Below are 26,421 nucleotides of genomic sequence, written 5' to 3' on the forward strand. Positions count from 1 at the left end.
CGACAGATCAGCAGTGGGGAGGTCTCACGCGGTGTACAACGGAACGCCCTTGCCTAGACGACGTGGTGGTGGTTCGGCAGCACGGTAGAGGAGCGCGGCAACGGTGTTCCACCGGTTTTCGCGCTCCTCGCCGCTGGGCCGGTCAGGAAGCGCTCGCGGATGCGCGCAGGCTGCCGGTACGCGTACGGACGAGAGGCGCGAAGCCCGCCAGCAGCGCGAGAGCGGCGACCGGGATCAGATCAAGGTTCACGGCGATGAGGAGGAAGGCGACGAAGACGAGCGCCGGGCTCCACGCGGGAAGCTGCCGGGGCCGGGAGACGACCAGCATCACCAGCAGGGTGAGGATGCCGAGCTGGAAGGCCAGGGGTCCCACGAGCTCCAGCGGCCCGGGCAGCGGGGCGGCGTCGTCGAAGCGGGGGAACAGGTCCCCGAGGATCACCCACAGGAAGCACCCGGCGCCGAACACCCCGGCGACCATGGCCGCACCGGCCACCGCCGCTCTTCGCGCCGTATCGACGCGGACCAGGCTGCGCAGTTCCACGACGAGCGCGCCGAGCAGGAGGAAGGCGGCGAAGAAGAAGGAGTGCCCGATGTTCCAGGCGAGCCCGGGCCCGTGGTCGCCGTCCCTGCCGTCGATCAGGCGGAACACGCCGTAGAGGAACATGAAAAGCGGAACGAGCAAGGAGAAAAGGCGAGTTGTGCGCGTGGTTTCGGTCATGTGATTACGGTCCCGGAGCGGCGGGGTGCGGGCTATCGGGACGATCCCTCATACAGCCCTGAGGTGTTCCCTAGGTCCCGCACCCCCGAAGCTGCCACTGTCCCGATTCACCGCACTCGCGTCACCGCCCGACCGAACCGTCGATCTGCTCGCGGAGGATGTCCGCGTGACCGGCGTGCCGGGCGGTCTCCTCGATCATGTGGACCAGCACCCAGCGCATCGACGGCGGCGCGGTCTCGCGCAGTGAGCGGGCTCCGGGCCGGTCCAGGTCGGTGCAGGCGAGGACGACCTCGTTGGCCCGGGTGATCGCCGCGCGATAGGCGTCCGCCACGTCCGACACGGTGTCCTCGGCGGACACCGCACCTTCGTCGTCCCAGGGCTCGCTGCCGGCGCCGGTGTAGGCCCAGACGAACCAGTTGAGCTCGGTGGCCGTCAGGTGCTTGAGCAGCTGGAGCAGGCTGGTCCCGGAAGGCACACCGGCCGTGCGGACCGCCGGCTCCGGAACGCCGACCGCCTTCGCGAGGACGGACTCACGCAGGTAGTCCAGGAAGGTCAGCAGGGTGGTCTTCTCGTCGGTGTTCAGGCCGGGTGGCCGAAGATCGGGGCGGGACTTCGAAGTCGTCATGGCCGCACCGTAGTCGGTTGATCCAGGCGGTCTGCGAAACGGGGGTGTTCCCCTTCGACCGGGCTCGCGGGACGCCGGCCCTCAGACGTTCCCCGGGGCCTCCGGGAAGGCCAGAGCGGGTGAGCCGCCCGCCCACCACACGCCGATCACGAACGCGGCCGTGGCCTCCAGGTACGCCGCCCGGTCCAGCCCGCCCGCCGGCATCGGGCTCCACCCCATCCCGGTGATCAGCTCCATGACGTGCCCGGCGGCCCCCGGATCGTCCGCGCAGAACGGCACCGCAGGCGGGACCGGGCCGAAGGTGCCCGGCGGGTGGTGCCACATGCTCGCGTGGGCCAGGTTGAAGGCCTTCACCACGTGTGCGCCCGGCGCCGCCGCCCCGATCAGGCCCGCCACGCTCTCCCCGGCGCCGGTCGTCAGCATCACCCCGCCGGGCCCGGGAGCGAGGGGGTTCGTGCAGTCCACGACCGTCCGCCCTGCCAGTGCCGCGGCGTGCTCCCGGGCCAGCGTCGGCGCCACCCCGGCGGGTACGGCGAGCAGCACCACTTCCTCCCCGTACCCCGCCGCCTGCGCGGGTGTTCCGTGTCCGGCCGCCCCGAGCCGCCCGGCGAGTGCTTCGGCGGCGACTGCGTCCCGCCCGCCGATGAACACCTCGTGCCCGGCCCGCGCCCACGCGCCGCCCAGGGCCGCAGCCATGCCCCCCCGTACCCAGTACGCCTATGCGCATCGTCGTGCTCCCTCTCGTCGTGCTCGTTCCGTTCGGTGGGATGACGCTACGAAGGCCGAAGCGCACCGTTCGGTGTCCATCGGCGGGGCAGGATGGGCGGCATGGAGAAGCTGACCGATCCGGCCGCCGGTCTGCCAGACCTCGCGTACACGGCGGACTGTCAGGCGCGCGTCGCGTTCGAGGTGCTGGCGAACCGTTGGGACAGCGTTGTGGTCTTCACGCTCGGGGTGACCGGACCGATGCGGCCACGCGCGCTGGTGGCTCGGATCGGCGGGATCAGCCCGAAGGTTCTGAACGAGGCGCTGCGGCGGCTGGAGTACAACGGCCTCGTCGAACGCCACGCGTACGCCGAGGCCCCACCACGCGTGGACTACGCCCTGACCGAGGCCGGCACGGCGTTGCTCACGCCGATGCGGGCGATGGGCGCGTGGGCCGCGCGCTACGCGGACAGCGTGCTCGACGCGCAGGACCGGTACGAGACGCGCTGAGCTCGCGTCGTACGGGGGCGTGGTCCGTGACGGCGTCGGTTCACGGCTGCGGGGCGGGCCCACGGGAGTGGGAGTCCCTGCCTGTCGAGGCACGGGGGTGCAGCCGGCTTCGGTGTGTTCGGGGCGCCGAGGAGTAAGCACGCTCCGCCGACCTGAGTGCCGCCGTCAGATGCCACGCCGGGTGGAGGCGGTCAGCCGCCTGTATCCGATCACTGCCCGAACCAATACCGCCGATATGGCGGCGCCGGCCACAGCGAGGCCACCTCGTTCCCACCAAGCCAAGCCGGGACCTCCGGCAGTGAACGCCCCGATCAGCAGGAAGGGACCCGAGAGGAGCAGAAGGAACACGCGCCAGTTCGTCCACTGGGACCAGGACTCTCGTTGATGACCGTCCACGTCCACGGGAAAGATCCAGGCGGCAAGCCGCATGGACCGCGTCGGCTGGGAATCGTGTTGTCTGGCATCGGGCATGGAGACAGCCTCCCTCATAGCGGAGGCTTGAAGATGAGACTTGAGCCCGCTACCCCAACTGATCATCGGCTGCGCATGAGTGTGTGAACGCGAGCCGTGGTTGGGCGGCTTGTCGAGGCCGGCCAGAAGATGGAGGCAGTTTGGCCCGGTCCCGCCCAGAAGGGCACATCAACTGACAAACCGCTGTCTGACGCCGGAGGGCCAGAGGCGTCACCCGCCCCACCACGCCTGATCGCCCTGCCGGAAGTCGTGGAACCCGCGCCGCCGGCCGGGCCCTCACCGCGTCCGCAACCAGCCACGGAGCGGGACGGCCGGCCGCCGCTTTGACGACGGCGCGAGGCGGAGCTGCCTTGTCAGTGGGCTCCTCTACGGTGGCCGGTATGACGCACTGGATACACGGCCCGCTCCCGCACCACGAGGAAGTCAACGTCGTCTTTTTCCGAGGAATCGCTCTGGATGCCCTCACTCAAGGACTCCTTGACCAGAAGCGAATGCCGCTCGCGTACAGCAAAGGCCCCGATTGGGGATTGGTGATGCACGACATGCTCAGCTGGGAGAGCGGTGACTACGACCTTGCCCATTATGGGCAGTTGTGCCCGTACGGCAGTGAGCTTGTCATGTTCGTGCTCGAACCATGCCTCGCCAAAGCCCATGGTCCCTCGTTCCAGTACTACCGCGATGGACGACTGGTCACGTCCTTCAGCTTCGAAACTCCGTACTGCAGGGCCGGCGATGAGCCCGATCTGATGCTGCCCGCCCTCACCGCGGCGAACCTGATTGGGCCCGAGGCGGATCTTGACAGAGATGACGACGAGGAACGGATTGCGGAGGCAATCTCCGGCTTCTTCTCTTTGCCCGAACTCGTCATGCCTTGACCGAAAGCACAGAGTGACCTTGGTGACGTAGGGCTCAACGATCTCCCATCCCTGCCGCCCTGTTGAGATGTTCTGGGATGTCGGATGTTGTGGCGTGCGGCGGCTCTATGAACGTAAGGCCGAGTACTTCTCGGCCTCTTTCGGCCTGGCCGACGCCTTTGTCCGTTGCCACCGAGTCACTGCGCAGGTCCGCTCTCAGCCGGCCGAGCCAGGAGGTTCATCCGTGGTGCCGGACCTCGGCCGGAGTGATGTCCCAAGATGTGCCCGCGATTCCGGCCGTGTTGAAGAACGAAGCCCAACTCACGACCCCATCGCCGGCGCGCTGCGTGCCTCGATCGAACTCGAAGCCGGACCAGCTGAGGTCGCCCCCGAGGCAGTACCAAATTCCGAAGCCTTGCTCCAGCGCGTGGGCCTCCATCTCCGCGTCCAGCTCGGACGGCACACGGCCTATCAGGCGTAGCCCTCGCAAGATGACTTGGGGGCCACACAATCCATCAACCAGCACGCACGTCAAGCCCACGCCTTCGACGAAGTAGCACTTCACCGCGGGTCGCCGATCGTCCGATTGAGCCCTGCTGAACTCGACCCGCCACTGAGCACGCTGGGGGTTCCAGCGCTCGATCTCGCTCTCCGCAGATGAGAATCCATGCTCCGCCATGACCGAGACGGCCTCACGACGCGTGGTGCCGAAGCTCAGCGGTCCGAGAGTTTTGCTGGGCTCGTACCCCCACTGCTCCCGTTCCGTGTCCGCGAGCACCACCCAGTAGTCAGTTTTCACCGCCTGATGATCGTTCACACGAGCCTCTCGACACAATCCGGTCCAACGATCCAAGAAGGGCGTCCTGGCGGCGCCTTGAGGAGGAGGTCCTCCTTGCACAGGGTGGTCCGAGTACGAATACTCAACTGCCCCGCCACGGAACCGATGTCTGCTGACACGTTCTGACAACCGCGAGGCAGTGGAGTGACGCTCCGCAGCCAATCAGCCATGCATCGCGTCCGGCTTCCGAGAGAAGCCGATGGCCGCCCATGCACAAGATCGGATCACGTCTGTGGGCCTGATCGACTCAGTCATCGGCCGCGACGACGAGCGAGATCCGTCCAGCCGAGCGGTCTACGAGTACGAATTCGTGGAAGTCCTCGTGCACACCTCCCCAATCGTGAACGGTCCCGTCCCCGAGCCCGTTCAGGTAGTGGACATGATCTGCGGCGGCCAAGCGATCGAACACCTCCTGCTGGAGATCCGCGTTCAGCTTGGAGGGCACGTCCCCGAACTGGTTGGCCCACCCCCACAGAGTGTGCGCGCACTCCTTCCGGCTGACGGCTTCGTAGGCATCAGGGGTGACCAGCTCCAGCCAGTACGGCCCGTGCCGGGTGCCGTCCGCGAGGACCCCACCGCCCGCATAGTCGTTCCGGAACTGCTCGTGCCCGATGAGCGCCGCGAGCAGTTCCCGACCCCCGACGGACTCCGCAGGGAGCCGCAGATGTTTGATGTCGACCCACCTGTAGCCGTGTGCTTTCGGGTCCCGAAACTTGTAGTCCCGGAAATTGATGAAGGTACTGGCCTCATGGGTGAGCTGGTTCTCCATATCGCCGCAGCCTAGGACCCGGACAATGTCTCCTCGCGTCCCCAACCGCACAGAGCGACACGCCCGGGCCGTCTCGTCTCCGCCGGGTCTCGTCGTTGCTTCCCTCGTCTGTCTGTTGCGTCCCTCGGACGGCAGGATGGGCGGATGTCGGCGATGAGCGAAGCGGAACTCCTGGCCCTCCTGCGTGGACTCGACGATCCGGAGCGGTTGGAGTGGCCCCTGAAATACGACCGTGCCGCAGTCGGTCTCGCGTTCGGCGGGCTGGTCCGCCGGATGGAGAAGGACTTCGGGGTCCCGTGCGAGTCCGAGCAGGACACGCAGGACAGCAGCGAGTACGGGCGGGTGCGCGTGCCGGCCGAGGCGACTGTCTGCGGGACCCGGATCGTGGTCTGTGTGAGCAAGTTCGGTTCCCTGGCCGAAGTATGTGCCGACAATCCGGGAGCCTTCCTGGGTACGGAGGAAGCCCGTGCGGAGGGGGCGCTGGACGCAACCGACCTTGCCACCGTGCAGCGGGCGCTGGCCGAACTCGGCTACGTGAGCGTCCCTGAGGAACTGCTGGAGGGCGACTACGAGGGTCCCAGCGCGCTGGGACAGGTCGCAGCGCGTCCCACTTGGTGGGTGCGGTTCTTCGGAACGCTGTGATCCGCCCGCCTGACGCGTAGGAAGAGCCCGATTCGCCTACGCTCGGAGCATGGTGCAGAGCCGGGCGGAAGATGTCGACGGCTACCTCGCCGAGGTGCCAGAGGAGCGCAGGGCTGGCGCTGGCCCGGCTGCGTGAACTCTGCCGTGCGGAGCTGCCGGGATTCGCCGAGGTGATGGCGTACGGGATGCCCGTCTACGAGCGGGACGGCGTCGGGGAGATCGCCTTCGCGAGCCAGAAGCAGTACATCTCCTTCTACCTTCTGCGCAGCGATGTCAGTGAGGCCTTCGCCGAGCGGCTCACCGGCCATGACATGGGCAAGGGCTGCCTCCGCTTCCGTAAGCCTGAGCAGATCGACTTCGTACTGCTCCGAGACCTGTTGCGGGCCACGGCGACCGGGTCGGGCCGGATCTGCTGAGTGCTGCGACGCGGTCATTCCGGTCCGGGGCCGGGCCCGGGGCCGCTCGCGGGTGGTTCGGGGAGCCAGTCGTGGGCCGGGTCGTACTCCAGCCAGCGGCTTCGCCCCGCCTCCTCGGCACAGGCGGCGGCGAGGTCGTTCAGGCCCGGGTGGCCGTTGCCGGTGCGCCGGAGCAGAGACCAGGCGTACAGCGGCGTGGGATCGACCAGGGGGATGGAGCGCAGTCCGGGGACCTCCGGCCGTGGTACGTCGGCGGGTAGCAGCGAGAAGCGTCGCGGCTCCTGCGCCACCTCGGCGAGGAAGTGGGCGAGCCCCAGGTTGACGCTCGTGGCCGTCTGCCGGATGCCGAACCGGTCGGCGAACCGGTGGAGGAAGTCGAGCCGGTCCAGCGCACCGGGTGCCCACAGCACGCTGTCGCGCAACTGATCCGGCCGCAGGGCCGTTTCGGCTGCGAGCGGATGGTCCGCGCTCAGCACGGCGTCCACCGGTTCGAGCCGGATGAGCCGGTGTGACAGCCCCGCCGGGAGCGGGGGGTGGGCCCGGCCGAACGCCGCGTCGATGTCGCCGCGCAGCAGTGCCGCCGTCACCGACGGCAGATCGCGCCCGTGCCCCAACACCAGCTCTCCGGCCCGCCCGGCGACCTGGGCCAGTGTCCGCATCGGCGCGTAGAGGTGTCCCCAGACGTCCACGCGCAACGGGCGGTCCGTGCCGGCCACCGCCTTGACGGCGGCGTCGGCGGCGGCCATGGCCTGCCGGGCCGGAGGGAGGAACAGCCGGCCGGCGTCGGTGAGGCGTACGCCGTTTCCGCCACGCTGGAACAGCGCCGTGCCGAGCAGGGATTCCAGCCGCGCGATCCTCTTGGACAGCGCCTGCTGGGAGAGGGCGAGCGTCCCGGCCGCCCGCCCGAAGTGCAGTTCCTCGGCGGTGCGCACGAAGGCACGTACCTGCGCCATGTCGAGATCCATGGCTTCCACCGTAGGTGACAACCGAAAGTTGTCGGCTTCGCTTGTTCGTTGTTGGATCGCGGAGCCGTCGCGGGAGTTGCATGCTCACCATGCAAAGACTGATTCCCACGGGGGAGGCGGCGCGCCCCGTCACTTTCGCCGAGGTCGCCCAGCCCGTGCCGGAGCCCGGTGAGGCCCTCATCAAGGTCGAGGCGTTCGCTCCGAACCGGGGCGAGACGTTCCTTCTCGAACGCCCCCGGCCCGGTGCGCTGCCCGGCAAGGACATCGCGGGGCTCGTCGTACAGGCGGCAGCCGACGGATCCGGCCCCGGTATCGGTACCCGGGTGGTCGGGCATCCGGCGCAGGGCGGCTGGGCCGCGTACGCGGCCGTGCCCACGGACTCGCTCGCGGTGCTTCCGGACAGCGTCGACACCGCACGTGCCGCGGCCCTGCCCCTGGCCGGGATCACCGCCCTGCGGCTGGTGCGTACGGCCGGTTCCCTGGCAGGCCGACGTGTGCTGCTGACCGGTGCCTCAGGCGGCGTCGGCCACTACGTCACCGAGCTGGCCCTCGCCGCGGGAGCCGAGCTGACCGCGGTGACGGCCACGCCGGTACGGGGCGAACGGCTCGCGGAGCTGGGCGCACACGTGGTGCACGAGGTCGGGGCGGCTCAAGGGCCGTTCGACGTCGTGCTGGAGTCCACGGGCGGAGAGGCGCTTCCCCTCGCCCTGTCGAAGGTGCGTCCCGGGGGCACGCTCGTCTGGTTCGGCCAGGCGAGCCGCACCCCGGTGACCCTCGACTTCTTCCAACTCCTCGGCGGGCCCGAGTGCGTCACCATCCAGCACTTCCACTACGCCGGTGCACCGTACGGCTCCGATCTCTCCACCCTGGTACGCCTCGTGGAGCAGGGCCGGCTGCACCCGGAGATCGACCGCATCACCGACTGGGCGCAGACCGCCGACACCCTGGTCGACCTCCGGGAGCGCCGCATCCGAGGCAAGGCCGTCCTGCTGACTGGAGGAACACGATGAGCACCACGATGAGCACCACCGACTTCGCCGCCGCCCAATGGACACGCGCCACCGGCGCGGGCGTGGACCCGCACGAGTACCGGCGCGTCACCGACGGCCTCGCCTCCGTCGCCGACTGGGGACCGTCCTTCCTGCGCACCGGACACGACTACCTCCGGCGTGCCGAGGACGCGGCATCGCCTCTCTCGGCGGGTGAGTACCTGCTGACGGCGGCCCGGTGGTTTCACCTGGCCACCCTGACGCCGTACGCGGACACGGCCCACGGCTCCGCCGAGGCGGACCAGGCCCTGAGCAGGGCGCTCACTCTGCTGGAGCCCGGTGCGCGGCGGCTGAGCGGCGACGGATTCACCGGCTGGCTGCGTGGCCCCGCCGACCCGGCGGGGACCGTCGTCGTCGTCCCCGGGCTGGACTCGGCCAAGGAGGAGTTCCTCGATCTGGTGGACGCGCTGCTGGCGAGGGGGCTGGCGGTCTTCGCGATGGACGGTCCCGGGCAGGGCGTGCTCGCGGCCACCACGACCTTTGTGCCGGACTACGAGCGGGTCGTGGGCCGGGTCATCGACGTCCTCGGCGTCGCCCGCATCGGACTCGTCGGCCTGAGCCTGGGCGGCTACTTCGCGGCCCGCGCCGCGGCACTGGAGCCGCGCGTCGCGGCCGGCGCCACCGTCAGCGGTCCCTTCCTCCTCGACTGGGACGAACTGTCGCCGCAGCTACGGGAGATCATGGCCCGGCGCGCGGGGGGTCCCGACGCCGCCCGCGAGTTCGCAGGCCAGGTGGACCTTGCCGCGCTGGCACCCCGCATCACGGCCCCGCTGCTAGTCGTGGACGGCGAGCAGGATGTCAACGGCGGCGTGACGAAGGGCGAGGCCCTGGCCCGCCTGGCGCCGCGCGGCAGTTACCTGTCCGTCCCGCACGGCGACCACCTCCTCGGCAACGCGCGGCCCGACTGGCTGCCTCAGCTCTGCGACCACTTCGCGCACACCCTGACGGGAACGCCGGCATGAACCGCTTCACCGGCAGGACCGTCCTCATCACCGGCGGCACCAGCGGCATGGGCCTGGCGACCGCCCACCGCCTCGTCGCCGAAGGCGCCCACGTCATCATCACCGGCCGCACCCGCGCGCGGCTGGACGCCGCGGTCGGGGAACTCGGCCCGGGCGCCTCGGGGATCGTGGCCGACGCCGCCGACCTCGGCGCGGTGGACGCCCTGATGGAGACCGTCCGGAACCGTTACGGCCGGCTGGACGGCCTCTTCGCGAACGCGGGCACCGGCATGTTCCTGCCGTTCGAGGACATCACCGAGACGGACTTCGACCACGCCGTCGACGTCAACTTCAAGGGCGTGTTCTTCACCGTGCAGAAGGCACTCCCGCTGCTGGCGGACGGTAGCTCGATCGTCATCAACGCCTCCTGGACCCTTCACCGGGGCAACAGCGTTCTCACCCTCTACTCGGCGACGAAGGCCGCCGCGCACAACCTGGCCCGCACCCTCGCCTCCGCACTCGCCCCGCGCGGCATCCGCGTCAACTCCGTCAGCCCCGGCTACATCGACACCCCGATGTACCCAGCGGGCGCGCTGACCGAAGCGGAGGCGGAGGCGATCACCGGCCGGATCGTCGCCGGCCGCTTCGGACGCCCTGAGGAGGTCGCCGCCGCCGTGGCGTTCCTCGCCTCGACCGACGCGTCCTACGTCAACGGCCAGGATCTCGTCATCGACGGCGGGCTGATCGGTGCCGTGCCCGCCTGATGGTCTTTCATCCGGCAGTGCGAAATAGCCTGGAGAGATCGGCATTTCGGAACGCATATACCCCGCGCTCGGGGCGCCGGACGTGGAGACGTGAAAGGCATGCCTGACAGGGGAACACACTGTCCGACCTGTCGAGTAGGGTGCGATTCTCATACGGCCGGAGCCCGCGGAACGCGTGGTGACCGCCGTCATGGCGATCCTGGGGGGATCATGAGTGCAAGATTCGTGCTGCGCCGGTGCGTGGGTGTGGGCACCGTGGCAGCTGTGCTCGCGCTGGGAGGGGCAGATTTCGTGGGGGTCGGGCCCACGGCGCAGGCGGCGGAGGCGAAGCAGCGCATCGTCTACCCGGAATCGACGACGGTCGACGGCCTGCTGACGCGTTCGCTGGTGTCGATGAACGCCGACGGTACCGACCGCCGGACCTTGGTTCCCACCGGCGACGGACTGCCGAAGGCCACGTACGAAAGCCCGGTCTACTCGCCCGACGGGCGGCACCTGGCGTTCATCAGCGAGGACGGCTACGGGGACATCTGGGTCGCCAACCCCGACGGCAGCGGAGCGCGTCCGGTCGTCATGGACGTCCAGGACCCGGACGGGTGGGTGACGCAGCTGACCTGGGGCCCGAACAGCGACATGCTCTATCTCGGCTTCCAGTCGATGCCGGGTCACGACCGCCTCCGGCTGATGAAGGTCAACCTCGACGGCAGCGGTCTCGACTACGTGCTGCCCGACCAGCCGAACGTCTTCGACGGTCAGCCCTCGGTGGCACCCGACGGCACGCTGGCCTTCCTGCACGGCAGCAGCATCATGGTCTACGACCCGCGCACGGGCGGTACGCCCACCCTGCTCACCTGGGGCCTCCAGCCCGCGTACTCGCCGGACGGCACCAAGCTCGCCTTCGTCCGTCAGGCGTCGGGCGGGGGCGGGCCACAGGTGTTCGTGCGCGACCTGGCGGGCGGCCAGGAGAAGCAGATCACCGAAGACGGCGGCGGAGTCATCTACCCGTCGTGGTCGCCCGACGGAACCAAACTGGCCTACCTCGCCGGCGGTACGGACATGCGGCTCACGGTCCACTCCGCCACCGCAGCCGGGGGCCCGGGCACGGCACTCACGGACGGCGACGTCCAGGGCGAGGGACGCCCTGCCTGGGTCATCCCCGCCCGCACGCCCGGCCCCGGCCCGGACCTGACCGGTGACGGCAGGCCGGACCTGGTGGTCCGGGACCGTTCGGGCGTGTTGTGGCTGTACAGGGGGACGGGGAGTGCCTCCACTCCCTTCGCGGCACGGACCAGCATCGGCGCGGGCTGGAACACGTACAACTCCCTGGTCTCGGCGGGAGATGTGTCGGGTGACGGTCGGCCGGATCTGCTGGGCCGGGACGGTTCGGGTGTGTTGTGGCTGTACAAGGTCGGTGCGGGCTGGAGCGCGTACAACTCCCTGGTCTCGGCCGGAGACCTGACCGGCGACGGCCGGGCGGACCTGCTGGGCCGGGATGGTTCGGGTGTGTTGTGGCTGTACGGGGGGACGGGTAAGGCCGCCGTTCCTTACGCGGCGCGGACCAAGGTCGGGGCCGGCTGGAACGCATACAACGCGTTGAGCTGAGTACGGGCCGGGGCGCGGTCTCGCGGGAGGATCTCCCACCTCCTCGGGCCCGAGGCGTCCGACGTGAAAGGGCCGGACCTCTCGGTCCGGCCCTTACGGCGTACCGTCCCGCCAGGCCGAGGCCCGCCGGGACGGTGTCACCTCAGCAGTAGGCCTTGGCCGCCCGCTTGGCGGTGCCCTTCTTGGGCGCTTCGGTGCACTTCACCGCACCCTCGGCCTGGACGTTCCAGCTGCGGGCCTTGCCGTAGCCCGTCTTGCCGAAACCGGTGCCGCGGGTGTTGCAGGTCTTGGCCGTGTAGTAGCCGGACGCCTTCTTGACGCCGCTGAACACCACGTAGACACCCGGCTTGTTGAAGTTGTACGTGACCGACTCGCTCTTCTCCTTGGTCTTCTCCCCGGCCTTGGAAAGGGTCCCGGAGACATGTGCGTCCATGCTGCTGATGACCCAGCTGGCCGAGTAGCTGGCGCCTGCGGACACTTCGCGCCCGGAGGTGACCGTCTGCCGGTAGGTCGCCGACTTGGTATAGGAGCCGGTGCCGTCCTTCGGGATGTTGATCTGCTTCGCGTGGGTGATCACCCAACTGTTGCTCAGGCTGGTCCATTTCGCGGACTTGTAGCCGGGCTCGCAGACGAGCGGTGCCGCATTCGCCGAGCCCGCCGGGCCCAGCGCCACGAAGGAGACGGAGGCCAGGCCCGCGGCCACGACCGTCGACAGGAATCTCTTACTCATGTTACTTCCCCCGCTTTAATTCAGTGGCCCCTTACCCGCGGGCCACATGGTCACCGACCCGCCCAGTTGGCTAGGGCCGGTCAACCGCAGCCTATTGCGGGACGATCACGGAATGCCGCTGATTTAATCGGGACTTGAGCATTCTGAAGGGACCTGTCACGACGGCTGTGGTTTGTGAGGCGCACGGCAGTACCGCTGTTCGGCGCGCGAGACCGGGGGCCAGCGCTGCGTCGAGCCGAGGCGGTCGGCGTGCGTGGCGCCGGGGCGTGCGCTCACTTCCGGGAAGGGAAAGCCTCGTCGAGCGTGGGGACCGAGAGGTGGTCGGACGTCATCGCGTCCAGGACGTCGTCCACGCGTAGGTAGCGGCCCTGCTGGACTGCCGGTGTGATTCTGGCGATCGTGCCGGCCTCGCGGAGGTGGAACACGGTCCATCGGCGCGGGAACGGTTCCCGGTCCAGGGGCTCCCCGTCACGCAGGATCTGCCGCGTCCGCGGGCTCGGGCTGCGGGTTCCGTCGATCTCCTGGTTGATGGTCTCCACCGCGTCGACCCCGAAAACCGTGCCGCTGCCGCCCCGTTCGTACATCACGAGCATCCGGGGGCGGGCCAGGGCGACGTGTTTGCTGTCGAGCGGGCAGATGTACGCGCGGTGCGCGGCGAGGTCCAGCAGGGCCTGTTCGTTCCCCGGCACGATCACCGCGTGGTTTTGCAGCGAGCGGAACCAGCCGAGCGCGGCCTCCTCGTTCCACACGAGCTTGTTGCGGCTGCGGAAAGCGGGATCGGCGACCAGGCCCCGGTATCCCATCAGCTCGATACTGCGCGGCGGGCGCCCCACCAGGGCGCCGAAGTCGGCCCTGGTCAGGACCTCGGGCAGTTCGTCGAACCAGGTCGTCATGGAGCTATACCACCGTGTGCTTGAGGAAGGCCGCCCAGGCGGCGGGGGAGAGGGTGAGGGCGGGGACGGCGAGGTCCTTGGAGTCGCGGACGTGGATGGCGCGAGGGGAGGTGGCCACCTCGACGCAGTTGCCGCCGTCATCGCTGCTGTGGCTGCTTTTGAACCACTGGAGGTCAGTGTTCATAGGCCCTTTGCCGTCTGTTCGATCAGTTTCCGTGACTCTTCTGGGTTGAGAGCTTGTGTCCGCACAATGCCATATCTGGCGAACAGCCTTCCCAGATGGTCTGGTTCGCTGACAAGGAAGTTCCGGGTGTGGACCTCCAGGTACGCCAGCCGCCGTCGGTCATCGGTCTCCAGCAGGACGAAGGACCCACTCAGTCCCCCGTGTGTCTCCCGCTGTGGTGACATGACCTGCATATGCACGTGGCGCAGCTGACTGACCTCAATAATGTGGTGGAGCTGCGCTCGGTGTACGTCTCGTCCACCGATGGGTCGATTGAGCGCGCCGACTTCCAGGACGAAGCTGATGTCCGGCAACGGTGTGCGGGTCAGCATGTGTTGTCGTGCGAGACGGCCCGCGACCAATCCCTCGATCTCGTCATCATCAAGGGGCGGGCAGGCGCCTCTGAACAGGGCGCGTGCGTGTGCCTCGGTCTGAAGCAGTCCAGGCACGACGTGGGACTCGTACTCGTATCGCGCCCTGGCTGTCGCTTCCTCTTCGGCGAACGGGCCGAACCAGGAAGCCACACGGCTGGACGTCAACTTCCCGCCTGCGGCGATCAGAGCACCGTCGGCACCGAGTGCGGCGTCGGCCTGTGGGGTGAAGCCCCCCTTCGGCGGCCGGTCCCCCCGCTCCACCATCGCCACCTGCGACTTGGAGAAACCGATCTTCTGCCCCAACCCCTCCTGAGAGAGCCCGGCCCGTTCGCGGTAGTGCCGCAACAACGCCCCGAACATCTCGGCGTTGCCGCCCCCGTTATTACTGGTGTGCACAGCCCGACCCCCAAGTGCACAACAGTGCACAGACGCCTTGTGTCCCTGGTCACGGTACGTGCGCGCGCCGAAGCTTTCCGCATGGAACCGAAAAATTCACCGGACCTGATGCCCTCCTGGATCCCCGCGACCGGCCACGCCCTCCGTCACGCCGGGATCCACTTCGACGCCGTACGGATCATCGGCGTCCTGGGCGAGCAAGTGGCTTACGAGGTCATGCAGTTCACGGACTTCCGGGCGGGGCCCATCGTCCGGTCGAGCATCGGCGAGCGGAGCATGTACTTCCTGCTGCCGCCCGGGAGTGCCCGCGCCTATCGATGGCCCGTCGGGGCCGAGGCGTTGGTACGGGAAGGAGCGGCCTTCGTCGGGGTGCCTGCCGTGCACGGGCTGACGTACCCGCTGGACTGGCGTTCTCTGCCGAGCGCTCAAGTCCCGTTCGTGGACGCGGAACTGCTGTTCGAGCTGTTGCGGAAGGTGGTCGACGACGAGATTCGTGCTGTACGGTGATCGCGTTGTTACGCTCCGTGCGCTTCCGCGCATGGGGCGGCCCCCGGCGGTGTTACCAGCACCGTATGCCGAGGGCCTTCACCCCGCGATGGACAAGTGAGGTCCACCGAGAATGCTTTGCCATGCTATCTCGCCGCCCTACGGCTACGTGAAGGCGTCGCACGACGTCGTCCGTCATCCGGAGCTCAACAGCGACGCGAAGATCCTGATCGCCTACGTGCAGGGCCTCCCCGAGAAGTGGGCCGGTAAGCCCCTCGGCGAGCACGCCAAGAGGCTCGGCCTGAAGGGGCGTGCCTACCAGAAGGCCAAGGGGCTGCTCAAGAAGTTCGGGTTCGTCCACGAGTGGCGGCGCCAGGACGACGGCGGGCTGTGGGTGACCGATCAGCTCATGTCCAATGTTCCGCTCACGGACCGCGAGGCTCGGCGCATCCATGACAAAAGAGCTGAATCGCCGCAGGTGGGACCGAGTGACCACTATCCGACGGTCGGTCAACCGAGGGCTCGGTCCGTCGGTGGTTACCTACCTGAAGGTGAAGAACGGGAGAAGAACTCCTCCCACCCACCCACCGAAGTGCCCGAGATCGCGAATGAATCCGTGGAGCCGGAGGCCGAGCCCACGGACCCGCAAGTCATCCAGGCCGAGCGCGTGTTGCTCTCCCTCCGGCATACCGACCTCCAGCTGCGTCTCGGCGCTCGTGAGGCCCGCAGCCTGGCCGGGACGGCCGCCGAGTGGTTGCGGCGTGGGGCGGACGCGGCGGAGCTGCGGCTGGCGCTCAGCAGAGGGCTGCCCGAAGACGGGGTCCGGAGCGCCCGCGGGTTCCTGTGGAAGCGGCTGGAGATGCTGATGCCGGAGCCGAGGCGCGCTGAGCCGCCTGTTCCTGCCCCTCCCGCCCTTGGCGAGCCCATCGCGTGCGAGGCGCAGCAGGAGGGTGCTGAGCACGTCTTCCGGCCCAGGGGAGAGGAGACCGTGTGCCGGCCGTGCAGGCAGGAGGCCGCCTGGGTGGCGCACACGGTCAAGTGGGAGCCGCCGCCCCTGGGCGACGACTACAAGAAGCCCGAGTCGCTGCCCTGGCGGGAGCGGGTCGCCGCTCTCCTGGCGGCGGAAGCGGGCGCCGCCGAGTGAGGGCGTACGGCTGTTCGTGGTGTGGCGGTGGTGTCGTGCGCGCGGTGGAGCGAGGACAGTGGGCCGGGGGGCCTGGACGGCGGACCGAGGAGGACCGATGACGGATGCCGTGATGGAGCTGTGGAGCGGGGCGCGAGCGGCGCGGGACCCTGCATGGGTGCGCAGGCAACTGCTGGAGGCCGGGCGGACCTTGTTCGCCATGTACGGCTACGCCCACACCGGTGTCGAGGATCTGTGCGCCGCCGCGCACGTGGAAGTGTGGGAGTTCAAGCGTGAGTTCGAGTCGCGCGAGGCGCTGCTCGTCGACCTGTACGACGAGGTGGCGACGCGGGGCATGCGGGCGTCCGAGACGGAGCTGTCCGCCGAGGGCATCGAGACCTGTCCGACCGAGGAGCGGGTCAACCGGCTCTTCGACGCCTACGTGAAGGCCGTCACGAAGGATCCGCGGGATGCGAGGGTGGCGTTCGTCGAGGTGCTCGGGGTGAGCAGGGAGATGGAGGAGCACCTCACGATGTGGCGGTCGGTGTGGGTGGAGTTCCTGACCCAGGAGGCCGAGCGCGCGAGGCTGCGCGGGCACGGGGTCGACAACAACCTCGCCGTGGTGGTGAAGGTGCTGACCCGGTCCGTCGACGAGCTCCTCGCGCATCATGGCCGCCGCCCGCGCCAGGTGCCGCCCGAGTGGCTGACCAGCGAGTTCACCCGGCTGTCCATGGCCATGATCGGACCGGCGGGGGTCGGGCCCGCGGAGCCCGCAGACTCCTCCGTTTGACAACACCGGTTGCCGGGTCGGCAAATGGAGGGATGGCAGAAGACAAGGCTGGAACAGAGGGCGGCACGATGGGGGACGACGAGCTGTCGTCCGTCCTGACCGGCGTCGGACCGCGGCTGCGCGCACTGCGCACCGAGCGCGGGACGACGCTGGCGCAGCTGAGCGAGACGACCGGGATCTCGCTCAGCACGCTGTCCCGGCTGGAGTCCGGTGGCCGCAAGCCCACCCTGGAGCTGCTGCTCCCGCTGGCGAAGGCGTACGGGGTGCAACTGGACGAGCTCGTCGGGGCTCCCGAGACGGGTGACCCGCGGGTCACCTTCCGGCCGTTCAAGCGGCACGGCATGACGTTCGTGCCGCTGACCCGGCACCTCAGCGGGGTGAACGCGTACAAGCAGGTCATGCCCGGTGCGACGGGTACCGAGGGGCCGGTCGAGCAGCGGGTGCACGAGGGGTACGAGTGGCTGTACGTGCTCTCGGGGCGGCTGCGGCTCGTGCTGGGGGATCACGACCTGGTGCTCACGGCGGGGGAAGTGGCGGAGTTCGACACGCACACCCCGCACTGGTGGGGCGCGGCCGGGCCGGAGCCGGTGGAGTTCCTCAGCCTGTTCGGACCGCAGGGGGAGCGGATGCACGTACGGGCGAAGCCGACGGGGAAGGGATGAGGGGGTCGCTCGCGGCGCGGTACGGCCCGCCCAGCCCCCACGCCTGGTGCATCGCGTCGGCGTAGGCGGCCGCGAGTCTGTGTTCGCCCGACGGGCCCGGGTGCGTACCGTCGTACGTGTCCGTGTGGATGTCGTAGCCGGACGGGTACGAGGCCAGCAGGAGCGGGGACGCCGCGGTGTCGAGGTCGGCCACCGTCTTGGCGAGGAGTTCGTTGAAGCGGGCGCACTCCGCGGCGAAGGGGGCGTCGGACTCCGCCCGGATGTTCGGTATGACGGGGAGCAGTACGCATCTGATGTGCGGGTTCGCCGTGCGGGCCGCGGTGAGGAAGGCGCGGGCGTTCAGCGCGGTCTGCTCGCTGTCCGTGTAGAAGCCGAGGTCTATCAGGCCGAGCGAGACGAGCAGGACGTCCGCCCGGTGCTCGGTGACCGTGCCCGCGATCACCGGGGCCATGTGCAGCCAGCCCTCGCCCCAGCCGGCCAGGTGGCGGCGGGCGTCGGCGGGGAAGCCGGGGACGGCGTAGGCGGTCGAGGCGGGCGAGCCCGTGTCGGCGTCGTACAGCTCGGTGCGCGGGCCGACGAGGGCGTACGGGCCGTCGAAGGACGCTTCGAGGTGCTGCCACATGCGGTAGCGCCATGTGAAGTCCCCGGCGCGTCCGATGGTCATGGAATCGCCGACACACATGAAACGCATGGCGCCATCATGGCGGATCATGGCTCCGGCCTGCGACGTGACGATGGACACTTGTGCCATGCGTTCGTACCGACTGACCGTTTCCGCTGCCGCCACCGCTCTGCTGTCCCTCGCGGCGGCGGCCCCTGCCGTGGCCGACGGCGGGGATGCCGACCGGAGCTTCACGATCGAGGACCCGCGGATCACCGAGTCCAGTGGCCTGGCCGCCAGCCGCGCCCACCCGGGGATCTACTGGACGCACAACGACAGCGACGACGGGCCGTACGTCTTCGCCGTCGACTCCCGCACCGGGAAGACCGTCGCCAGGATCACCATGAAGGGCGTGGGCGCGCCCCGGGACGTGGAGGCGATCTCGCTGGGGCCCGACGGGAACCTGTACGTCGGTGACATCGGCGACAACCTGAACGGCAGCTGGGACCACGTGTGGATCTACCGCTTCCCCGAGCCGAAGGAGCTCCGGGACCAGGTGGTCAGGGCCACCCAGTTCGATGTGAAGTACGCCGACGGCGCGCGCAACGCGGAGGCGCTGATGGTCCACCCGAAGACGGGCCGGGTGTACATCGCGTCGAAGAACGAGGACGGCGGCGGGCTGTACGAAGGGCCCGCGAAGCTCACGACCGGCGGGGACAACGTGTTCCGGCGGGTCGGCGAGGTGCCGTGGGTGACGGACGGGGCGTTCTCGCCGGACGGCAAGGAGCTGGTGCTGCGCTCGTACTTCAGCGCGCGCGGCTACCCCTTCGCGAACGGGCGGCTGGGCAAGGACTACCCGGTCGAGTCCCCGCTGCTCGGGCAGTCGGAGTCGGTGACGTACACGGCGGACGGTTCGGCGCTGATGTACGGCTCCGAGGGCGAGCAGAGCGATGTGGTGCGGGTGGACCTGAAGAGCGGCGGGGGCGACGGGCCCGCCCGGGCCGGTGGCACGTCGCCGTCGTCCGCCGGGGCGGGCAGCACCGCGGGCGGGGACGGGGTGCCGGTGAAGGGCACGACGCTGACCGGGATCGCCGTGCTCGCCGGGATCGGGCTGCTGCTGTTCCTGGGGAGGCGGCGCCGGCAGGGGTGACGCGTCCTTCCGGTCGGGCGGGTTTTCCACAGGCCGGGACGCGGGGCTTCCCGCTGCGTCATCCTGAGGCGGCAGGGGCACGGCCGACGCACGGCCGACGTACGGAGCAGAGCACGGGGGTGCGGCACCACGATGGTTCCGGGGACAGTGCAGCAGCTGACGATCCTGCTGGTGCTCGTGCTGCCCGGCGTCTTCTACCAAGCCGTACGGGAACGGCTGCGCGGCCCCCTCGCCACCGAGCAGGAGCCGCAGAACCGCCTCGTGCGGGCCATCGCCGCAGGGGCCCTGCTGGATGCGGTGTACGCGGTGGCCGCGGGGCCGTGGCTGGTGCGGCTGCTGGCCGGTGACGGGGACGGGCCGTTCGCCGGGGTGCTGCGGGATCCGCGGGGGGCCGGGCTTGCCGCGCTGCTCCTGATCGTCGCCGTGCCGTCCGCGCTGGCCTGGGCCGAGGCGGTGTGGCGGCGGCGGCACGCGCGGGCGCGGTACGAGCCGACGCCGACGGCCTGGGACGCGCTGTTCCGGGGGCGAGGGTCCTGTTTCGTCCGCGTACGCCTCAAGAGCGGGCTGTGGGTGGGTGGTTGGCTGGGTTCGAGGTCGGCCGTATCGGCGTATCCGCAGAGCGGTGACCTGTATCTGCAGGCCCAGTACCGGGTGGGTCCCGACGGCAGTTTCCTCGGGAAGGTGCCCGGGACCGCGGGTGTGTACGTGCGGGCGAGCGACATAGAGGTGCTGGAGGTGCTGCTGCCGCCTGCGCGGGAGCGGCCGGAGAGGAGAGCCGATGGCGAACGACCCGGAGACGGGCAGTGACGAGGGTGAGGACGCCGCACTCGCGGCCCTGGTGCCGGAGTTCTCCTTCCGCAGGACCTATCGGCCCACCGACGGCATGGCCGAGCCGGACGAGGTGCCGCAGGGGCCTTCCGGTACGGCGATGGGGGAGGCCGGGGAGCCGGAGGCGCCCTGAGCGGCCCGTTTCACGGGCCCGTGTGGATGTGCGCCGCCCACAGGTGCGGGGCCTGCGCGTAGCGGTCGCGCAAGGCCCTGACCGGGTGGTGCAGGGCGGCTGCCGGATCGATGGGGCGGCCCCGGGCGATGTCCTCGGCCAGCGCGGTGTAGAACGCCTCGGTGAGGTGCGTCGCCAGCTTGTCGGCGATCGGCCACAGGGTCCCGATCACATGCGGGTACCCGGCCAGTTGGAAGGACGAGGCCAGCTGGACCGCCTCGTCGGACAGCTCGATGCCGCCCTGGGACGCGGAGCAGGCGGACAGCATGGCGAGTTGCGGGGTGACGGGGCGCCGGGTGGCGACATCGGACACGGTGAGCCGGCCGTCGTACAGGATGAGCCCGCTCTCTGACGGGTTGAGCAGTTCGCTGACGCCGTGGCAGCTGAAGTGGACCCAGGGGTGTGCGTCGAGCGCCCCGCCGACCGCTTCCACCGTGGCGTCGGGCCCGGTCATCAGCCGTGCCCCGGGGAACAGTTCCGAGAGTAGTTCCGCCTCCCGTGCGACGCCGGGCAGGGGCGCCGCCCCCGGCGTGTCCGGGAGGGCCACGACCAGCGGTGAGGGCAGGGCGGGGGTGCCTGTGACGAGACCGGCGCGGGCCCTGACCAGAGCGCGCAGGGTCGGTGTGTACGAGGAGACGGCGCGGTCCATGACCCAGGTGCCGGAGTCCGGCGTGCCGCGCCCGGCCGCGTGCAGCGGCAGGAAGGACAGCCAGCCGGTCGGGCACCACCACAGCCGGGGCCAGGGGGTCCCGGCCGCCGGTTCGGCATCCAGGCCGAGGTGGCCGAGGACCGGTGCGGCGATCGTGTCCCAGAGCCAGCCGAGGGTTCCGGACAGGGTGCGCATCATGGCGACGGCCTCGTCGACTCCGTTCCCGCCGTACGCCGTCTCCACGCCGTCGATGAACTCCGCCGCCCGCGTCACGACGGCGTCCAGAGTGAGGCCGGGCAGCGGGACCACGGCGACCCCGGCGTCGGCCGTCACGACCAGGGCGTCGCAGCGGTAGACGCTGACGTTGACGACCACGACGGGACCTTCGGCGGCGGCTGCGACCAGTTCCGGTACGGAGGGCGGGCGCAGGAAGTTGGCCAGCCCGGGCAACTCCCGTACCTCGGAGAGGAGTTCGCTCCAACGTCGGGCCAGGGCGTGCCGGGTCTCGGCGAGCACCGACGCGTCGAGGCCGTCCTTGGCCGGAGAAAGCGGGGGCGGCGCGCTCAACTCGGCGCGGATCCGCTCGAACTCGGCCGCACGGGCGGGGTCGACGTCACGCAGTCGCGACACGTCGGTCCGGTTCTCCAGCCCCTGGCCCAGCAGCACGCCCCGCCCCTGTTCGAGGAGTGCGAGGGCGCGGTCCGGGTCTCCCGCGTCGAGCGCCAGCGCGGCAGCGTCACTCGCCAGGCCGTCGCTGCCGCTCAGCCGGGCTTCCTGGTCGATGCGGGCGAGGCTGCGGGGTGCGATGCCGGGCAGCAGGCCGACGGCGTACGCGTACCCTTCCAGGGCCTCCGGGCGGTCACCCGCCCGTCCGGAGGCCAGTCCCCACACGTGGGCGGCCTGGAGCCGGGACGTGCTGTGAGCGGCGGGATTGCCTGCGCAGTCGCGGGCGAGGCGGACCACCTCCGCCAGGTCCACCTGCTCGCCCTGCTCGTGACGTTCCAGCTGCACCACGGCCAGCATGAGTTGGGACAGGGCGTGATCCGGGTCGCTTTCGGACGTGCAGGCGAGGGACTCCCGGGCGGCAGCGGCCGCCCGGGTCCGTGCCTGCCGGGCTGTCGCCCCTGAGGGGTCCTCGGCCACCTGAGCGGTCAAGCGCCAGGCCATGCAGAGTTGCTGCAGGACGAAGGAGCGTGACGGGTGCTCCGTGCCCAGCCGGCTCACCGCCTCTTCGAGGAGGCGCCGGGCCTCATCGAGCATTTGGGGATCCTCGTTCGCCTGGGCCCGGTCGACCAACAGGGACGCCAAGTTGGTCACGGCCCCCTCGGAGCCCTCATGGTCGCCGAGCTCCACCGCCATCGCCGCACGCAGGAGCTCGACCGCCTCGTCGGTGGCGGACGTGTCGCCGATGAGCGCGTCCCAGTAACGCAGGCCCTCGGCAAGGTTGTTCAGGTGCAAGGGGCGGTCCATGGCCGACGGCAGGCCGTCATTCACCGCGCGGCGCAGCACCGTCACCGCTTCGGCCATCCAGGCGCGGTTCCCGGTGCGCCGGCTGCGGTCCATGAGCGCGCTGCCGAGGTTGGTGAGTGCCATGCTGAGGCGCGCCCGGGGGGCGTGGGACACGGCCGCGCGCAGCGTGTCGACGGCCGTGTCCATGAGGAGTTCGTCGCCGGTGTGGCGGGCCTGGCTCCATTGGGTGTAGCCCAAGCTGGTGAGGATGGAGCCCCGGAGGTCGGCCGTCGCGGGCCGCAGGGCGGCCAGGGCGGCGCGGAAGTGATGGATGGCTTCGCCGCTGTGCCGTATGTCGCGGGTGTAGCGGTAGAGGGCCCCCAGGCTGTTCGCGAGGCCGAGCAACGCCACGGGTGCGGGGGGACCCGCCACCATCACGAGCGCCTCCCGGTGCCATCGGACGGACTCCTCGAGCGGGGCGGGGTCGGAGGCGAGACGGGCGAGGGTGCGCAGGGCCTCGCCGAGAACCGTGCGGCAGGTGGCCCCGCCGTGGGTGTCCTCGTCGGAGGCGGCCACGGCTGCGCGCAGCACCTCGATGCCCTCCCGCAGCGCTTCGGAGTCCGAGCGGAACTCGGCGAGAGCCAGCAGGGCTTCACCGAGGCTCATGCACTGCTGGACGTGGAGGAAGTCTTCCGGCGCCGACGTGGCGAGGGCTTCCCTGTGGGTGGCCACCGCTTCGGTGAAGAGTTCCGGCCGGCCGGTGAATACGGCGACCTTCACCTGGGCGATGGCGAGGTTGGACCGGTACAGGGAGCGTTCGGAGCGGGAGAGCGGAGCGTCTTCCGCCTTCTCGCGCAGCAGGAGCAGGGCTTCCTCGTACAGGTCGACGTCGCTCGTCGCGTCGCCCCGGGCGATGAGGATGTCGGCATACTCCGCATGGCAGTTCCAGTACACCCGGTCATGGGACGGGAACAGGTCGAGCGCCCGGCGCATCTCCTCGGCGCCCTCCCGCCAGGCGACGTCGTCCGCACCGGCACGGTGGGCCAGCGCCGCCCCCAGTCCGAAGCGCACGGCGGGCTCGAAGGCGTCGGCGGGGGAGGGCAGGGCGAGGCACTGGCGGAAGCGGTCGATGAGCCCGTCGACACCGTCGGCGTCCTCCGCGGTCTTCAGGCAGTGCCAGAGTGCCAGCAGGACGCGGGCGCGCCCGGCCGATGAGGGCGCGAGCTCATCGGCCAGGGTCCGCAGCAGGGTGATCGGGGCGCGGAGTTCCGTGGGACTCCCGGGTCCCGTGGGGGTCCATGCGTGCCGGACGCCACGCTTGAGCAGCAGGTCGGCGAAATTGGTGGCGTGGAGCACCCGTCGGGCGAAGTCGTCCGCCGGTACGCACTCAGTCCCCCGGCGGGAGTGGGCAATGGCTTCCTCCAGGTATTCCGGACTGCCCGTCGCCGAGTGCCGCGCGTTCAGCACCTGGGAGAGGGCCAGGTGTGCCTGGGCGCGCAGCGGATGCCCGGCCGGTGCGCCGGCGAGGGCGTCGCGGGCGGCCTCGTGCGCGTCCTGCAGGATGACCGGATCATGGGTGCGCGAGGCGTGACCGGCCAGCAGGAGGCTGAGGTTGGCGAGAGCCAGGGTGCGCTCGACGGGGTTGGGGGCCGTGTCGGCCGACTCGCGGCATGCGGCGATGCCCTCCTCGTACGGCACGGCGTCGCCCTCGGTCAGGGCGCCCTGGATGAGGGCGACGCCGAGATCGGAGAGGAACCCGGACCGGCTGTTCAGCGCGGCGTCCGGCTCCGCGAGGGTGTCGCGCAGGAGCGTGATGCCCTCGGAGCGCAGCGTGGGATCGGCCAGGTGCAGGGCGGCGCTGCACAGGGCGGAACCGAGGGTGGCGCTGTGCTGGGCGCGGTTGGGGTTGTTCCACGTGCTGAGTTCCATGGCCTTGCGCAGTTCGGCGACCGCCTCCCGCATCGCGTCCCGGTCCTCGTTCGCCGCGGCCCAGTTCCGCAGGGTGTGCCCCAGATTCCCGTGCCTGCGGGCCTGTTCGTCGCGGACCCCGGGGGCGCAGACCACGGCGGCGCGGCAGGCGGTGACGGCGTCGGTGAGTGCCTGGTGTCCGGCGCCCTCCTGGAACCCGTAGAAGAGGACGAGTCCCAGGTCCGACAGGCAGACGCCCTGTTCGAGGCTTCCTTCGCCGAAGGCGGTGGCGGCGTGGCGCAGCAGGGTCTCGGCCAGGTACAGGACGCCGGAGTGGCGGGTCTGCTGGAACATCAGCGTCATCCCGAGGGCGGCGTGGTACGCGAAGCCGGGCTCGGTCGCGGCGGCGTCCGGTGCGCCGGACAGAGTGGCGAACAGCGGGCGTATCCCGTGCGGCACCTGGTCCGGGTCCTGCTCGTGCACCGCGACGAACCGGAGCAGCGCGGCGCCGAGCGCTCCGGGGTCGGTCTCGTTCCCCGCGAGGTAGCGGAACCAGTCGGCGTGAGCCAGGGCCAGGGCCCCGAGCCCCCACAGGCTCCCGTCGGGCAGGACGGGGCCCTCGTGCACCTCGGCCGCCGCCGCTTCGGCCTCCGCCCCGAGGAACCATTCCAGGGCGCTCTGCTCGGTGTCCGCGCGCTCGGCCTGCTGGAGTATGCGGCGGGCGGCGTTCTCGGCGCTCACCTGGTGAGCCGGCGCCGGACGGCTGTGGCCGGTGCCGTATCCACGGTGCGCCCCTGCTGTGCCATCGCTCCCCCGTCGGCCGGCAACAGGATCAACCTACCTATTGCTGAGGCGACTTGAGCAAGTCCGCAGGTCCCGTGGTCAGGCGTCGAGTGGCCGGATCTCGTAGTGCAGAGTCCGGTCGCGCTTGATCTTGTGTGCGACCGGGACGAGGACGCCCTGCACGATCGGGTGCTTGCGCGACATCATCCGGGCGGCGTGCGTGTTCTCCTTCGACCCGGCCTGGAGGAGGCGGGCGTGCGCCGTGATCTGCGGCCCCGTCGGCCGGCCGCGCAGGGTGCAGGGGCCGACCATCACGACGGGGTGGTTGCGCATCCGCTCCACCTTCCACGCCGAGGAGAACGTACGGATGAAGGCGTGGTCGCCCTCTACCGCGATGTTGACGGGGGTGTCCGCGTGCGTGCCGTCCTGCCGCCGCGTGCTGAGCAGCACGGCGTACTGCTTCACGAACGGCCGCAGCTCAGGGATCGTCTCCATACCTTCCATGGTCCGCCGCCCCGGCGTCGTGTCATCTGCGCGGGCGGTGCGGAACGGGCGTTTCGGCCGTGTTCTCGTGCAGCTCTCGCCGCCGTCATGGAGCGCTGAGCGGCTCCGCGGGGCTGCGTTGTGCCGCTGGAGAGTGGCGAAGCCGGCGTGTGCCCGCTCGCGGTCCGCTCACATCCGGGCCCGGCTTCACTGACGGGCCGCTCTGAGCTCGCGGATCAGGGCGCGGACGGAGACGCTGGAGGCCAGCTCCGGGGTGGTGACGTAGCCGACGGAACGGGTGGGGCGCTCGGGTCCGAGATCGGTGATCTCGACGGTGTCCGGTGCTTCGTTCAGCGAGAGCGCGGGCATGATCGCCATTCCGAGACCTCTGCTCACCAGTGAGAGCACTGCTCCGTCGCCCTCGGTCAGCACGGTCGCCTTGGGAATCCAGTCCTGCCCGGCCCACCACTGGCGGGTGTAGGAGCCGCAGTTCTCGTGCCAGTCCACCAGCGGCAGGGAGCGTGGGGCGGGGTGTCCGACCGGATGCACCAGCGAGTACGGCTCCTCGACGAGTACGCCGCCGATGAGCCCGGCGGGCACGGGCGAGGCGGCGCCCATCGTTGCGATACCCACGTCCGCGCGCCCCTCGGCGACCTCGCCGGCAGTGCCCGCGCCCAGCTCGCGGACGACACGCACCTCCGGTTCGACTGGGGATGATGCGGGGCGAGAATCAGGGCAAGATCATCGTGCGGGCGGCAGGGGCGGCAGGGGCGGCCGGAGCGGCTGGGGCGGCCGGGGCGGACGCCTCATGACGTTCTGCGCCGTGGCGGGTGGCGCGGCCCTGCGTGGACA

Annotated in this window: 27 protein-coding genes and 2 pseudogenes; 15 read left to right on the plus strand and 14 right to left on the minus strand. The window is 70.3% G+C overall.

Going from position 1 to position 26,421, the window contains the following annotated elements:
* Positions 1-142 precede the first annotated feature (142 nt).
* The 3 genes from JGS39_RS25030 to JGS39_RS25040 form a co-directional block, all read right to left on the minus strand.
* Positions 143-682, minus strand: a complete 540-nt coding sequence (locus JGS39_RS25030; RefSeq protein ID WP_236065806.1) for a hypothetical protein — start codon at positions 680-682, stop codon at positions 143-145.
* A gap of 157 nt (positions 683-839) precedes the next feature.
* A complete protein-coding gene (locus tag JGS39_RS25035) occupies positions 840-1,343 on the minus strand; it encodes a DinB family protein (protein ID WP_219571711.1) in 504 nt (167 codons plus the stop codon).
* Between the two features lie 81 nt (positions 1,344-1,424).
* The gene (locus tag JGS39_RS25040; protein WP_236063678.1) at positions 1,425-2,039 is read right to left on the minus strand and encodes an NADPH-dependent F420 reductase; all 615 of its coding nucleotides are present in this window, start codon (positions 2,037-2,039) and stop codon (positions 1,425-1,427) included.
* A 132-nt stretch (positions 2,040-2,171) separates the two neighbouring features.
* Between JGS39_RS25040 and JGS39_RS25045 the strand changes: the two genes are divergently transcribed.
* A complete protein-coding gene (locus JGS39_RS25045) occupies positions 2,172-2,558 on the plus strand; it encodes a winged helix-turn-helix transcriptional regulator (RefSeq protein ID WP_219571712.1) in 387 nt (128 codons plus the stop codon).
* Positions 2,559-3,409: 851 nt separating this feature from the next.
* Complete coding sequence (locus JGS39_RS25050) at positions 3,410-3,904, plus strand: DUF6461 domain-containing protein (protein ID WP_219571713.1); 495 nt, start codon at positions 3,410-3,412, stop codon at positions 3,902-3,904.
* Between the two features lie 217 nt (positions 3,905-4,121).
* Here the strand turns inward: JGS39_RS25050 and JGS39_RS25055 are convergent, their stop codons facing one another.
* Together JGS39_RS25055 and JGS39_RS25060 are read right to left on the minus strand one after the other, a co-directional pair.
* Positions 4,122-4,700 (minus strand): hypothetical protein, encoded by a 579-nt coding sequence (locus JGS39_RS25055; RefSeq protein ID WP_236063679.1) that lies wholly within the window; start codon positions 4,698-4,700, stop codon positions 4,122-4,124.
* Positions 4,701-4,968: 268 nt separating this feature from the next.
* Positions 4,969-5,490 (minus strand): hypothetical protein, encoded by a 522-nt coding sequence (locus JGS39_RS25060; protein ID WP_219571714.1) that lies wholly within the window; start codon positions 5,488-5,490, stop codon positions 4,969-4,971.
* Between the two features lie 144 nt (positions 5,491-5,634).
* Here JGS39_RS25060 and JGS39_RS25065 point away from each other — a divergent pair, with 144 nt between their 5' ends.
* Both JGS39_RS25065 and JGS39_RS25070 read left to right on the plus strand, forming a co-directional pair.
* Entirely contained in the window at positions 5,635-6,132 is a 498-nt protein-coding gene (locus JGS39_RS25065) for a hypothetical protein (RefSeq protein WP_236063680.1), read from the plus strand.
* 49 nt (positions 6,133-6,181) lie between these two features.
* Positions 6,182-6,548, plus strand: a pseudogene (locus tag JGS39_RS25070) (iron chaperone).
* 14 nt (positions 6,549-6,562) lie between these two features.
* Here JGS39_RS25070 and JGS39_RS25075 read toward each other — a convergent pair.
* Positions 6,563-7,513, minus strand: coding sequence for a LysR family transcriptional regulator (locus JGS39_RS25075; RefSeq protein ID WP_219571715.1), 951 nt, complete (start codon positions 7,511-7,513; stop codon positions 6,563-6,565).
* Positions 7,514-7,602: 89 nt separating this feature from the next.
* Between JGS39_RS25075 and JGS39_RS25080 the strand changes: the two genes are divergently transcribed.
* The 4 genes from JGS39_RS25080 to JGS39_RS25095 all read left to right on the plus strand — a co-directional run bounded on the left by JGS39_RS25080 (position 7,603) and on the right by JGS39_RS25095 (position 11,869).
* A complete protein-coding gene (locus tag JGS39_RS25080; RefSeq protein WP_219571716.1) occupies positions 7,603-8,523 on the plus strand; it encodes a zinc-binding dehydrogenase in 921 nt (306 codons plus the stop codon).
* 8 nt (positions 8,524-8,531) lie between these two features.
* Complete coding sequence (locus tag JGS39_RS25085; RefSeq protein WP_219571732.1) at positions 8,532-9,524, plus strand: alpha/beta hydrolase family protein; 993 nt, start codon at positions 8,532-8,534, stop codon at positions 9,522-9,524.
* The gene (locus JGS39_RS25090) at positions 9,521-10,267 is read left to right on the plus strand and encodes an SDR family oxidoreductase (RefSeq protein WP_219571717.1); all 747 of its coding nucleotides are present in this window, start codon (positions 9,521-9,523) and stop codon (positions 10,265-10,267) included. The genes JGS39_RS25085 and JGS39_RS25090 overlap by 4 nt, the downstream gene beginning before the upstream one ends.
* Before the next feature lie 210 nt (positions 10,268-10,477).
* Positions 10,478-11,869: an FG-GAP-like repeat-containing protein gene (locus JGS39_RS25095; protein ID WP_236065807.1), complete on the plus strand. Its 1,392-nt coding sequence runs from the start codon at positions 10,478-10,480 to the stop codon at positions 11,867-11,869.
* 142 nt (positions 11,870-12,011) lie between these two features.
* Here JGS39_RS25095 and JGS39_RS25100 read toward each other — a convergent pair whose 3' ends face one another.
* From JGS39_RS25100 to JGS39_RS25115, 4 genes are all read right to left on the minus strand, one after another.
* Positions 12,012-12,599: a hypothetical protein gene (locus JGS39_RS25100; RefSeq protein WP_219571718.1), complete on the minus strand. Its 588-nt coding sequence runs from the start codon at positions 12,597-12,599 to the stop codon at positions 12,012-12,014.
* A 272-nt stretch (positions 12,600-12,871) separates the two neighbouring features.
* Positions 12,872-13,492 (minus strand): hypothetical protein, encoded by a 621-nt coding sequence (locus JGS39_RS25105; protein WP_219571719.1) that lies wholly within the window; start codon positions 13,490-13,492, stop codon positions 12,872-12,874.
* A 4-nt stretch (positions 13,493-13,496) separates the two neighbouring features.
* Positions 13,497-13,676: a DUF397 domain-containing protein gene (locus tag JGS39_RS25110; protein ID WP_219571720.1), complete on the minus strand. Its 180-nt coding sequence runs from the start codon at positions 13,674-13,676 to the stop codon at positions 13,497-13,499.
* Entirely contained in the window at positions 13,673-14,449 is a 777-nt protein-coding gene (locus JGS39_RS25115; protein WP_219571735.1) for a helix-turn-helix domain-containing protein, read from the minus strand. The genes JGS39_RS25110 and JGS39_RS25115 overlap by 4 nt, the downstream gene beginning before the upstream one ends.
* A gap of 117 nt (positions 14,450-14,566) precedes the next feature.
* Here JGS39_RS25115 and JGS39_RS25120 point away from each other — a divergent pair, with 117 nt between their 5' ends.
* The 4 genes from JGS39_RS25120 to JGS39_RS25135 all read left to right on the plus strand — a co-directional run bounded on the left by JGS39_RS25120 (position 14,567) and on the right by JGS39_RS25135 (position 17,546).
* Positions 14,567-14,992, plus strand: coding sequence for a hypothetical protein (locus JGS39_RS25120; protein WP_236063682.1), 426 nt, complete (start codon positions 14,567-14,569; stop codon positions 14,990-14,992).
* Positions 14,993-15,104: 112 nt separating this feature from the next.
* A complete protein-coding gene (locus JGS39_RS25125; protein WP_219571721.1) occupies positions 15,105-16,115 on the plus strand; it encodes a hypothetical protein in 1,011 nt (336 codons plus the stop codon).
* Positions 16,116-16,212: 97 nt separating this feature from the next.
* Positions 16,213-16,884, plus strand: coding sequence for a TetR/AcrR family transcriptional regulator (locus tag JGS39_RS25130; protein ID WP_219571722.1), 672 nt, complete (start codon positions 16,213-16,215; stop codon positions 16,882-16,884).
* A 68-nt stretch (positions 16,885-16,952) separates the two neighbouring features.
* The gene (locus JGS39_RS25135) at positions 16,953-17,546 is read left to right on the plus strand and encodes a helix-turn-helix domain-containing protein (RefSeq protein WP_219571738.1); all 594 of its coding nucleotides are present in this window, start codon (positions 16,953-16,955) and stop codon (positions 17,544-17,546) included.
* Here the strand turns inward: JGS39_RS25135 and JGS39_RS25140 are convergent.
* Positions 17,482-18,237 (minus strand): GDSL-type esterase/lipase family protein, encoded by a 756-nt coding sequence (locus tag JGS39_RS25140; protein ID WP_219571723.1) that lies wholly within the window; start codon positions 18,235-18,237, stop codon positions 17,482-17,484. The two genes, JGS39_RS25135 and JGS39_RS25140, sit on opposite strands and share 65 nt — an antisense overlap.
* 58 nt (positions 18,238-18,295) lie before the next feature.
* On the opposite strand from JGS39_RS25140, the gene JGS39_RS25145 reads away from it, so the two are divergent.
* The 3 genes from JGS39_RS25145 (at position 18,296) to JGS39_RS25155 (ending at position 20,258) form a co-directional block, all read left to right on the plus strand.
* Complete coding sequence (locus tag JGS39_RS25145) at positions 18,296-19,297, plus strand: SdiA-regulated/phytase-like domain-containing protein (protein ID WP_219571724.1); 1,002 nt, start codon at positions 18,296-18,298, stop codon at positions 19,295-19,297.
* A 132-nt stretch (positions 19,298-19,429) separates the two neighbouring features.
* Complete coding sequence (locus JGS39_RS25150) at positions 19,430-20,104, plus strand: DUF6338 family protein (protein ID WP_219571725.1); 675 nt, start codon at positions 19,430-19,432, stop codon at positions 20,102-20,104.
* Complete coding sequence (locus JGS39_RS25155) at positions 20,076-20,258, plus strand: hypothetical protein (protein WP_219571726.1); 183 nt, start codon at positions 20,076-20,078, stop codon at positions 20,256-20,258. Before JGS39_RS25150 ends, JGS39_RS25155 begins: the two co-directional genes overlap by 29 nt.
* A 10-nt stretch (positions 20,259-20,268) precedes the next feature.
* Here JGS39_RS25155 and JGS39_RS41705 read toward each other — a convergent pair whose 3' ends face one another.
* The 3 genes and pseudogenes from JGS39_RS41705 to JGS39_RS25170 all read right to left on the minus strand — a co-directional run.
* A complete protein-coding gene (locus JGS39_RS41705) occupies positions 20,269-25,044 on the minus strand; it encodes a CHAT domain-containing protein (RefSeq protein WP_219571727.1) in 4,776 nt (1,591 codons plus the stop codon).
* A 141-nt stretch (positions 25,045-25,185) separates the two neighbouring features.
* Positions 25,186-25,581, minus strand: a complete 396-nt coding sequence (locus JGS39_RS25165) for a PPOX class F420-dependent oxidoreductase (protein ID WP_219571728.1) — start codon at positions 25,579-25,581, stop codon at positions 25,186-25,188.
* Positions 25,582-25,776: 195 nt separating this feature from the next.
* Positions 25,777-26,277 (minus strand): annotated as a pseudogene (locus JGS39_RS25170) (substrate-binding domain-containing protein); the annotation flags it as partial.
* Positions 26,278-26,421: the final 144 nt, after the last annotated feature.

Source organism: Streptomyces poriferorum (assembly GCF_019399235.1).
Lineage (GTDB): Bacteria > Actinomycetota > Actinomycetes > Streptomycetales > Streptomycetaceae > Streptomyces > Streptomyces poriferorum.

Coding starts and splice junctions, on each gene's coding strand:
- JGS39_RS25130 (WP_219571722.1), top strand. CDS start 16,213: ATGACGGATGCCGTGATGGAGCTGTGGAGCGGGGCGCGAGCGGCGCGG.
- JGS39_RS25145 (WP_219571724.1), top strand. CDS start 18,296: ATGCGTTCGTACCGACTGACCGTTTCCGCTGCCGCCACCGCTCTGCTG.
- JGS39_RS25110 (WP_219571720.1), bottom strand. CDS start 13,676: ATGAACACTGACCTCCAGTGGTTCAAAAGCAGCCACAGCAGCGATGAC.
- JGS39_RS25125 (WP_219571721.1), top strand. CDS start 15,105: ATGCTTTGCCATGCTATCTCGCCGCCCTACGGCTACGTGAAGGCGTCG.
- JGS39_RS25120 (WP_236063682.1), top strand. CDS start 14,567: ATGGAACCGAAAAATTCACCGGACCTGATGCCCTCCTGGATCCCCGCG.
- JGS39_RS25080 (WP_219571716.1), top strand. CDS start 7,603: ATGCAAAGACTGATTCCCACGGGGGAGGCGGCGCGCCCCGTCACTTTC.
- JGS39_RS25075 (WP_219571715.1), bottom strand. CDS start 7,513: ATGGATCTCGACATGGCGCAGGTACGTGCCTTCGTGCGCACCGCCGAG.
- JGS39_RS25095 (WP_236065807.1), top strand. CDS start 10,478: ATGAGTGCAAGATTCGTGCTGCGCCGGTGCGTGGGTGTGGGCACCGTG.
- JGS39_RS25045 (WP_219571712.1), top strand. CDS start 2,172: ATGGAGAAGCTGACCGATCCGGCCGCCGGTCTGCCAGACCTCGCGTAC.
- JGS39_RS25135 (WP_219571738.1), top strand. CDS start 16,953: ATGGGGGACGACGAGCTGTCGTCCGTCCTGACCGGCGTCGGACCGCGG.
- JGS39_RS25065 (WP_236063680.1), top strand. CDS start 5,635: ATGTCGGCGATGAGCGAAGCGGAACTCCTGGCCCTCCTGCGTGGACTC.
- JGS39_RS25060 (WP_219571714.1), bottom strand. CDS start 5,490: ATGGAGAACCAGCTCACCCATGAGGCCAGTACCTTCATCAATTTCCGG.
- JGS39_RS25165 (WP_219571728.1), bottom strand. CDS start 25,581: ATGGAGACGATCCCTGAGCTGCGGCCGTTCGTGAAGCAGTACGCCGTG.
- JGS39_RS25090 (WP_219571717.1), top strand. CDS start 9,521: ATGAACCGCTTCACCGGCAGGACCGTCCTCATCACCGGCGGCACCAGC.
- JGS39_RS25105 (WP_219571719.1), bottom strand. CDS start 13,492: ATGACGACCTGGTTCGACGAACTGCCCGAGGTCCTGACCAGGGCCGAC.
- JGS39_RS25150 (WP_219571725.1), top strand. CDS start 19,430: ATGGTTCCGGGGACAGTGCAGCAGCTGACGATCCTGCTGGTGCTCGTG.
- JGS39_RS25085 (WP_219571732.1), top strand. CDS start 8,532: ATGAGCACCACCGACTTCGCCGCCGCCCAATGGACACGCGCCACCGGC.
- JGS39_RS25115 (WP_219571735.1), bottom strand. CDS start 14,449: ATGTTCGGGGCGTTGTTGCGGCACTACCGCGAACGGGCCGGGCTCTCT.
- JGS39_RS25100 (WP_219571718.1), bottom strand. CDS start 12,599: ATGAGTAAGAGATTCCTGTCGACGGTCGTGGCCGCGGGCCTGGCCTCC.
- JGS39_RS25035 (WP_219571711.1), bottom strand. CDS start 1,343: ATGACGACTTCGAAGTCCCGCCCCGATCTTCGGCCACCCGGCCTGAAC.
- JGS39_RS25155 (WP_219571726.1), top strand. CDS start 20,076: ATGGCGAACGACCCGGAGACGGGCAGTGACGAGGGTGAGGACGCCGCA.
- JGS39_RS25140 (WP_219571723.1), bottom strand. CDS start 18,237: ATGCGTTTCATGTGTGTCGGCGATTCCATGACCATCGGACGCGCCGGG.
- JGS39_RS25050 (WP_219571713.1), top strand. CDS start 3,410: ATGACGCACTGGATACACGGCCCGCTCCCGCACCACGAGGAAGTCAAC.
- JGS39_RS25040 (WP_236063678.1), bottom strand. CDS start 2,039: ATGGCTGCGGCCCTGGGCGGCGCGTGGGCGCGGGCCGGGCACGAGGTG.